Origin of the sequence: Prosthecobacter sp. (assembly GCF_049294395.1) — a bacterium.
Lineage (GTDB): Bacteria > Verrucomicrobiota > Verrucomicrobiia > Verrucomicrobiales > Verrucomicrobiaceae > Prosthecobacter.
The window spans coordinates 1-6,444 of record NZ_JBAQCR010000158.1 but is presented as its reverse complement, the minus strand read 5'-3'; the positions used below and the strand labels follow the sequence as shown (position 1 = coordinate 6,444).

General features: G+C 61.3%; 5 protein-coding genes. 3 read left to right on the top strand and 2 right to left on the bottom strand.

Translation table 11 applies throughout. The features are described 5' to 3' along the window. Together WAW39_RS10615 and WAW39_RS10610 are read right to left on the bottom strand one after the other, a co-directional pair. The coding region (locus WAW39_RS10615; RefSeq protein ID WP_422318544.1) for a hypothetical protein at positions 1–647 on the bottom strand (647 nt) is incomplete at its 3' end. Between the two features lie 107 nt (positions 648–754). After that, on the bottom strand, positions 755–3,691 hold the full coding sequence (locus WAW39_RS10610) for a DUF7133 domain-containing protein (RefSeq protein ID WP_422318542.1): 2,937 nt from the start codon (positions 3,689–3,691) through the stop codon (positions 755–757). A gap of 49 nt (positions 3,692–3,740) precedes the next feature. Between WAW39_RS10610 and WAW39_RS10605 the strand changes: the two genes are divergently transcribed. From WAW39_RS10605 to WAW39_RS10595, 3 genes are all read left to right on the top strand, one after another. Further along, positions 3,741–4,010 carry a Precorrin-3B methylase gene (locus WAW39_RS10605; protein WP_397384293.1) on the top strand — a complete coding sequence of 90 codons (270 nt, stop codon included), beginning with the start codon at positions 3,741–3,743 and terminating at the stop codon, positions 4,008–4,010. A 110-nt stretch (positions 4,011–4,120) separates the two neighbouring features. Further along, on the top strand, positions 4,121–5,038 hold the full coding sequence (gene rlmF / locus WAW39_RS10600; RefSeq protein WP_422318540.1) for a 23S rRNA (adenine(1618)-N(6))-methyltransferase RlmF: 918 nt from the start codon (positions 4,121–4,123) through the stop codon (positions 5,036–5,038). A gap of 137 nt (positions 5,039–5,175) precedes the next feature. Further along, a partial coding sequence (locus WAW39_RS10595; RefSeq protein WP_422318538.1) for a sialate O-acetylesterase occupies positions 5,176–6,444 on the top strand: 1,269 nt, incomplete at its 3' end.

The window sequence follows — 6,444 nt, the reverse complement described above, 5'->3', positions numbered from 1 at the left end:
GTGGTGCTCGCATTGGCCTTGCTGGCAGCAGCGCCGCCCTGGAGGAAAACGACGATCCGCGTGGAAGCATCCTGCGGTGACTGAAAACTGGCGATCATTCGCTCCTCGGGTCTTGCCATGACATCGCCCTGCCAGCGCAGGCGCTCAAAGCGTGGTGCGGTGACGCTGCGCTTGTCGCGGTCGGCTCCCACCGCTGCCGTGGCATAGGTGATCTTCTGCAACTGCGGCGGCTGGAGGTCATGCGTCAGCGTGATGTGCAGGCGAACCTTCGTGCCGTCATCATCGAGCATCTCGCGTTGCACCCGCATCTCGGTGCCGATGAGCTGTTTTTCGGTCTTCTTGGCTTCGACGTCCTGCTGGTTTGCGGTGCGGCCCCATTGGGTGACGAAGTCACGTTCCTGCCCCACGCTCAGGAGTGTCACCTCATCATCGGTCATCGCTCCTGCGAGCTCCACCAGTGTGCGCGCCTGCAGCCGCTCGCGCAGTCCGTCTGGCCTGCCAGCGTGGGCCATTTCACGCTGCCAGTCACTCTCCTTCACCGTGGTGATCCGTGCCGTGATGAGAGTCACAGGCTCCTGCGCACCGCTTTTCAGATGGGAGACAAATCCTAAGCAAAGCGCCAAACCTAGCTGCCAATAAGTGCTCATGGTGTAGGTGTATGAGATCAGGCGGCCTCATGGCAATGCAAATCACTGCAGCTCTCGCTTTTTCGCGCGGTGGAATTTTTAGTGCCACCTGCCCGCCGTGCCCACTCTCACTTGCGCACCAGCCGCACCGCCCGCACATCTGCCAATTCTTGCTTCAGAGCTCCATCGGGCCGCATCAGCAGGGATTGCACACCGGCCTTGAGCTTGATGGTTCCTGCGGGCTGCTCTTTGAAGCTCTCGTAGCCGCCGGTGGCCTGCACCACGCCTTTCACGCTGGTGCTTTCAGCCTCGATCACATAGGCATCGCCTGCGGAGGCTTCATCGGCCGCCAGTGTCACGCGCACTTCATAATCACCCGCTGTTGGCACCTGGATCAGCCACTCGGCCACATCGGTGTCGATGCGCCAGGGGGCGAGCACATTGAGCGCGGCGCGGTAGGCGAGCTTTTGCCCATAAGTCTTTGCCGCACTGGCGGGAAGGAGCAGCACGCCGTCGGCATCTGCCTGAATGGCTTTGCCGCCTTTCACATCAACCTGCAGCAGTGTGTCCGCCGTCCAAGGCATCTTGCGGGTCTTGGTGTGTGCACGCACGGCTGCGACGTGGGCGGCATCGATCACACTGGCCTCATTGCCCCAGGCATTGCGCACGTAGCTGAGCACGTCGGCCAGCTTGGAGTCATCCAGCATGGGGTTTTCACCCTGGCCAGGCATGGCGAGATTCCATTTCTGCCCGTTCACCTCGATCTCGCCATACAACCCGTGCAGCGCGATGCGGATGATGCGTTCCGGTTCGCCGGTCGCCCATTCGCTCTCGGCCAGAGGTGGGGCCACATTGGGGATGCCGTAACCCGTTGGCTGATGGCAGAGGCCGCAGACGGTTTGATACACGGCGGCACCGCGCTCGATCTGCTGGTGCGCCGCAGCGCTGAGCGGTTGCTTGCGGGTAGCCGTGACCACGCTGTCAGCACCCGGCCACGTCAGGCACATGCGCAGACGCTGCATGCGCTCGCGGGCGGTGATGTCGCGGTTCGCCGCCAGTTCATCGAGGAATTTGGGCTTCGCAGCGAGCTTCACGGGTTTGATCTGCCGTGGGTCATTCGGTTGTGTGGCGAGGAAGCCGTCCACGAGCGCCATGCGCTGCCAGTTTGAAGTCTGCTCGATGCGTGATACCACGGCTTCGTGCTGATCATCCATACCGATGAACTGGGTGAGCAGGCGCAGTGTCTCGCGGAAATGCGCGTTCTCCTGCTGCCAATCCGCCTGCTTCAGCAGCAGGTCCAGCAACTCCATCTCACGGCCATGTACACCCGTCATGGCGGCGATGCGGCTCAGATCATCTTCATGCTGCGTGAGATGGTTAGCGATAGCTGCGGTGCTCTGCGGTGTGAGCAGGGCCTGCAGGCGCACGCTTGCATCCGGTTCGGTCTGGAGTGAAATCTCCGCGCCCAATCTAGCTGCCGCAGCACGGACGCGTGGGTCGGCATCCTGGGCGGCTTTTTGCAGTGTTGGCTTGGTCAGCCTGCCGGTGCCTTCCAAAGTCCAGAGCGCGTGCAGACGCTGGAGTGGCGCTGCAAAGCGATTGGGATCTCCAATGTCCTCCTGGCGTTCCACCAGCAGCGGCTGCGCGGTGTTTCGCTGCCAGCCATTCGCATGACCCAGGGCTTCCACCAGCTCTGCGGTACTGGCTTTGGATAACGCAGGCCGTTTCCGCAGCGGTGGCCCGTCGTGCACGATGCGCCAGATGCGACCGTGATCGTTGCCTTCGTAGAGTTTGCGCTCCTCGATCTGCTTCGTCAGCCACGGCACGATGAAGATCACATGCTCGATGATGCCATGATACATGTCCGCGAGATACAAAGTGCCATCTGGTCCCACGCGGGCATTAACGGGACGAAAGCGTTCATCGGTGCTGGCGATGAGTTCCTGCTCGGGTGGGAAGAAGCGCTGCGCCTGGGGTGAGATGCCGCCGCTGAGTTTCAGCGTGCCTACCAAGTGGCCAGCGGAGTCGGGCACGAAGACATTGCCATGCATCTCGGGCGGAAATTGATCCCCATCATAGAAGCAGGTGCCGGAGACAATGGTGTAAGTGCGCAGGCGACCGTCATCGCGAAGTTCGAGGGCACCCAGCGTCACGGCTGGCGTCACGCGGATGGGGAAACACTCGGCGGCGTCCTTCGCCACATTCACATTCACCCCGAAGCTGCCGCGACCATCGCGCTGCGCGAGCTTGGCAACGTTCGGATGACGCAGCAGCGCCTCCGCAGGTAGGAGGTCCATGTGCATGGCGCTGTTTTCGTAGCAGCTGATGAAGCGGCCGGTTTCATCAAAGCTGACGCCGAACTGCCCGCGATGCAGCGTGGGCTGATCGATGAGTTTGCCGTCCTTCCACTGGTAGCGGTGTGGCCAGTCGGCGCAGTGCAGCCAGTTGTCGATGCCACGGCGCAGGCCGTTCGCCGTGTGCTGCGGATTTCCGCCCACGCCCATGGTGCCGACTTCGGTGCGCTTGTCGCAGCGGAGATCGCCATCGGTGTCTTCGCAGAACCACAGCTTGGGCGGTTCCTGCAGGAGGATGCCGCCTTTCACGAAGGCAAAACTGCGAGGCATGACGAGCTTGTCGAGAAAGACGGTGCTTTTGTCCGCCTTGCCATCGCCGTTTTCATCTTCGAGCACGACGATGCGGCAGATGGAATCTCCTTCTCCGCTGCCCTGGACATCGCGCATGTAGCCCTGGTATTCGACGACCCAGATGCGGCCGTCGGGATCGAACTCGAAGAAGATGGGGCACTGCACCATGGGCTCGCACGCCACCAACTCGGCGCGGTAACCTGGGGCGAGCTTGAAGGTCTTCGCTTCATCCTCGGCGGAAAGCACGGGCGCTGGTGGCACGTGGATGCGTTTGAGCAGTTCCTCGCCTTTCTCCCAGTCCGCCCAACCGGTCAGCGCCGAGGCAGGGCGCGCTCTGGGGCGGTCAGCGGGAATGGTGCCGCTTTGTGCAAGGGCGTGCGTGGCAAGAATGAGAGCGAGAGCTGTGATGCGGGCGGGCATGGAGCTACTACGCATTGCCTCAGGCCGTTCTGTAAGCCAAGATGCTCCCATGCCCGCGAAGAAGAAACCCAGCACCCAGCCGCTCACCGGCGCCGCCTTGATCAAAGAGGTGTGCCGTCGCATCCGCGTGGCGCGCGCGTATTGGGATGCGCACAACAACCGCGCCTGCCGGGGCGAGCGTGAGAAGGCGATGGCGCTCTATGAGACGCTGAGCGAGGCGGAGCGGGAGAAGGTGCCGCAGGTGCTGCGCGTGTGGCTGCGCTACCGCAGCGAGAAATACTTTGGTGATGACCGCACGCCACCTGGAGGTGGGCGATGAGGAGGGAATGGCCGCAAAGAGGCGCAAAAAAAATCAAAAATCAGAATGGGAAGCCTTGTTTTTAATCTCCAACCTTTTTGCGGTTTCTGCGTTTCTTTGTGGCAAACCTCATGACTGCTTCTGACATGGACAAGGCTCGCAAAGCCGGGCTGCACCCGCGCAATCGTTTCAACACGCGCTATGACTTTCCGCAGCTCATTGAGTGCAGTCCTGCGCTGGCGGTGTTTGTGAGGCCGAATGCGTATGGCGATGACAGCATCGACTATGCGGATCCGCTGGCGGTGAAGGCGCTGAATCAGGCGCTGCTGAAGCAGGCCTATGGCTTGGAACATTGGGATATTCCGCCGGGTTATCTTTGCCCGCCCATTCCGGGGCGCAGTGATTACATTCATCATCTGGCGGATTTGATCGCGCTGCGGCGCGGGCCTACGGTGCGAGTGCTGGACATCGGCACGGGGGCGAACTGCATTTATCCGCTGATCGGTGCGAGTGAGCATGGCTGGAGCTTTGTGGGTGCGGAGGTTGATCCGGCTGCGTGGCGCTGGGCGCAGAAGATCGTGGCGGCGAATCCGAGTGTGGCGGGCTTGATCGAGTGCCGTTTGCAGAAGTCGGCGGATGCCTGTTTTCGAGGCGTTATTCAGCCGGGCGAGCACTTTGACCTGACGCTGTGCAATCCGCCGTTTCACGGCTCGGCTGCTGAAGCGGCGGAGGGCACGCAGAGGAAGCTGCGCAATCTTGGCGGGAAGAAGTCGGGGCTGAACTTTGGCGGTAAAGCGAATGAACTTTGGTGCGAGGGCGGAGAGCTGGGATTCATCCGACGCATGATCGAAGAGAGCGCGGAGTTTGCAGCCCATTGCGGATGGTTCACGACGCTGGTGTCCAAGAGCGAGCATCTGCCGCGACTTGAGCAGGCGCTGCGCAAAGTGAAGGCGGCGGAGGTGAAGATCATCGACATGGCGCAGGGGCAGAAAAAGAGCCGCATTCTGGCGTGGAGGTTTGGCGGCACGGAGGTCAGGCATCCTGCCTGACAATGGACTGGGGCGTCCCGCCTGAGTCCGGAATCAAAGGCGAGACGCCTCGATCCACTGACAGGCTGGAAGCCTATCCTCCATCATGAGTGCGTCCTGCGCTAGATTGTCCAGGCTGGTTCGTATTGCCCTCACTCATGAAATCATTGTTCACTTTCTGTGCCGTTCTTCTGCTGGCCTCCGCATTGCATGCCGAGGTGAAGCTGTCCAAGGTCTTCACGCCGCACATGGTGCTGCAGCGGGGCATGGCGGTGCCGGTGTGGGGCACGGCGGCTCCGGGCGAGAAGGTGACGGTGAATTTTGCAGGGCAGAGCAAGACGGCCACGGCGGATGACAAAGGCGCGTGGAGTGTGAAGCTGGATGCGCTCAGGGCCAGCGCGGAGCCGCGCACGCTGACGATTGGCGGTCAGAAGATCGACGATGTGCTGGTGGGTGATGTGTGGATCGGTTCCGGTCAGTCGAACATGGACATGGTGGTGGCCAGTTATACCAAAGATGACCCGGTGCTGGATGAAGCCGCGAAGCAGACCTATCCGCACCTGCGCCTGCTGCGCAAAGACGCGAACGCCACATGGGAGCAGGCCACGCCGGAGACAAATCCGAAGTTCAGCGCGCTGCTGTTCTCCTTTGGCTTTCCTTTGCAGAAGGAACTCGGGGTGCCGGTGGGACTGATGGTGGGTGCCGTGGGTGGCACGCCTTCGGGCTTCTGGCTGAGCGAGGAGATGTATCGCAGCGATGCCGCGAGTGCTGCGGCGGTGAAGGCGTTTGCACCCACCTACAAGTATGACGAACTCGTGGCCAAGTATGCCGTGGACAAGGCCAAGTTTGATGAGGAATTCGCCAAGTGGAAAATCAGCGCGGATGCTGCCAAGAAAGAGGGCAAAGAGCCTGCCCGCCCACCGCGTGCACCGCAGCCTGTGGGCAAGGCGGGGGAGACGAACTTTGGCAAAGTGGGCCAGCTTTTTGAGCAGTTCATTCGACCCTACGTCGGCTATGGCATCAAAGGCGTGCTGTGGGATCAGGGAGAAAGCCGCACGAACATCGTGGGTGTGGATCAGGTGACGCTCATGGGCGCACTCATTGGCGGCTGGCGCAAAGCCTGGGGCCAGGGCGATTTCCCCTTTCTCTACGTTGAAAAGCCGAGCGGTGGTGGCTGCGCTTTTGACTATTCACAGCCGATGAATCGTCTCGCCGAAAAGTTCGCGCCATTGCCGAAGACGATCCCGAACAACCCGGACAAGGAGTACTCGCATGTGGCCTTTGAGCAGATCATGAAGTATCCGAACACGCACATGGTCATCAGCAGTGATCTTGGCAACGGCATTCATCCGCCGAACAAGTCCGGCTACGGTGCACGTGCCGTGCAGGTGGCGCTGGCGGTGGCTTATGACAAAGGCAATGAGTAC

Excerpts from the sequence above, each read along its gene's own strand:
- rlmF (WP_422318540.1), top strand. The coding sequence starts at position 4,121 with ATGACTGCTTCTGACATGGACAAGGCTCGCAAAGCCGGGCTGCACCCG.
- WAW39_RS10610 (WP_422318542.1), bottom strand. The coding sequence starts at position 3,691 with ATGCCCGCCCGCATCACAGCTCTCGCTCTCATTCTTGCCACGCACGCC.
- WAW39_RS10605 (WP_397384293.1), top strand. The coding sequence starts at position 3,741 with ATGCCCGCGAAGAAGAAACCCAGCACCCAGCCGCTCACCGGCGCCGCC.